The 1,969-nt window shown below is 47.4% G+C and carries 2 protein-coding genes and 1 pseudogene; all 3 read left to right on the plus strand.

Features of this window, described 5'->3' with window-relative positions; genetic code table 11:
* Positions 1-602: polymorphic toxin type 24 domain-containing protein (locus tag BLX41_RS04140; RefSeq protein ID WP_221179186.1), on the plus strand; the 602-nt coding region annotated here is incomplete at its 5' end.
* The gene (locus BLX41_RS04145; protein ID WP_072453190.1) at positions 599-1,072 is read left to right on the plus strand and encodes a hypothetical protein; all 474 of its coding nucleotides are present in this window, start codon (positions 599-601) and stop codon (positions 1,070-1,072) included. The genes BLX41_RS04140 and BLX41_RS04145, both read left to right, overlap by 4 nt.
* Positions 1,073-1,323: 251 nt before the next feature.
* Positions 1,324-1,969, plus strand: a pseudogene (locus BLX41_RS34375) (hemagglutinin repeat-containing protein); the annotation flags it as partial.

Below are 1,969 nucleotides of genomic sequence, written 5' to 3' on the forward strand. Positions count from 1 at the left end.
TGCAAAGGCAGCTAAAAATTTCGATCGGCCTGTGGGAGTTGATAACCCTCACTGCGTTCCCAATTCACCTGCTTGATGATGAAAACCGAAAGCTGGTCAATCCGATTGTTGATGCATCAGGACTGAATCCTACCAGTGGGGGCTACGCTGAAGGTGGCGGAGTTATCACAACGCCTCATACGGGTGGTACTCAGCTGGATGGAGTACAGAAGGATGGTGCCTATGTAACTCCGGAGCACAAGCTGAATCCGGGGGTGATGTATACTATAAATGGTATTACTCCTCGTAATGCACGAAATTTAGTTGGAGGGCCTCTTGAGGGTGGGACTCAAGTTAGTCGAAATTTCATATTGGAAGGTGGTCCCGTGAATGGAGTGTTATATCGGGCTGATAATCAAGGGAACATAACTAGCTACGCTACTTATGATTCGGTGGGTATGGTGTTGAAAAGAGTCGATGTTACAGGTAAGCCTCATTTGTCTGTTCCGACGCCACATGTAATAGAGTATGGTAGGAATACACTTCCTGATGGAACTGTTAGAGTGCAGTCACCATCCACGAAGTTAGCCCCAAGACCGATTAGACCAGACGAGGTTCCATGATGAGTGTTAATACAATTAAACCTTTTGTAGGCTTGAGTAGATATGAGTCATGGAAATCGCAGTGGGCGGAAAAAAGTACAGTTGATATATTTTCCTATGTGAGTGAAATTTGCAGCCCTGAAGATGTTATGTTGTTTTGTAGATTGTTGTTTCCCGATTTTGTTGTTAGGGATGATGCGGTGTTTCTAGAGAGTCGATACGACGCTGCGATATTCGATGTTTGGCTCGAGCAGTTGAATGGTGATGTCAATGCCGTTGAGAGGGTGATGAATCAAATTCATCTTTATGATGTTTTTTCTGGAACGGCAAGCGATGTTGGTGATGTAATATTTGAACAGTTGGCGGATATTTTTGCAGTTTCATGGCGTTTGGTTTTAAAAGATAAGTTTCCCGAGAAGAAGTTCTCTGTTGAAGTCTCAAATACCGAGCAGGATTACGGTCCAACGATAATTTTTTTTCAGATTTGTTAGTTGTGTTTTAGAGTTGGCGGTATGAGTTTTTGAGTTGAGTGGTTTTGTGTGTGAGTTATTAGGCTGTATGTGTCGTGGGTGGTGTATTGCAGAGTGATATTTAGGGGGTGTTAAGAAGTTTTTTTGTATGTTGCTTGTCTGGAAGAAGAGTGGGTTGTTTCGTGTTAAATAGTTCTGCTCTTAGTGTCCGCGTAAAAGATGAGTGATTCAGTTCTAACTCTATATATGTCGCGAGAGAAACGAGTGGCTTTGGCACTCTGATCTTTGCCGACAACGGCAACCTCAAGCTGGACACCGGCACCCTGGGCTTCAGCGATATCGCCGGCAAGGACAAGGAACACGGCTATTACCTGAACGTGGGCGGCACCTACAGCTCCGGTAGTGGCACCACACAAGACAGCAGCCAGGTGGGTAAAGGCAAGGAAGGTGAAACCGGCTGGAGCGTCAGCGGCTGGGATTACCAGAAGGACCGCGAGCAGATCGTGCGCGCCACCGTCGGGGCGGGCGAGATCGTGGTGCGCAAGGATGCCGAGACCGGAGCCGATTCAACGGCCGGGCTGAATCGGGATGTGAACAAGGCGTATGAGATCACCAAGGATGAGGAGTCGCGTACGGATTTGTATGCGAGCAGTTCTTCCCTTGGGGCGGTGGCGAGCCCGAAGAAGACGTATGAGCAGTGGAAGAAGAGTGTTGAGTTGTATGGGGAAAAAAGCCGGGAGACGATGGTAAAGCTGACCCTTCTCTTGGGCAGCATGGGCGTTCTAATCGCGTCGCCAGACAATCTTCAGGGCACATCCGAAGACATTAATAGAGTTCTGGTAGAAACCGAAAACTATCTAAAAGCCTTCAGCAAGGATGAGAACAGACGTGCGGAGGCTATTGAGTTTCGACTCAAGC

This window comes from Pseudomonas protegens, from assembly GCF_003732485.1.
GTDB lineage: Bacteria > Pseudomonadota > Gammaproteobacteria > Pseudomonadales > Pseudomonadaceae > Aquipseudomonas > Aquipseudomonas protegens_B.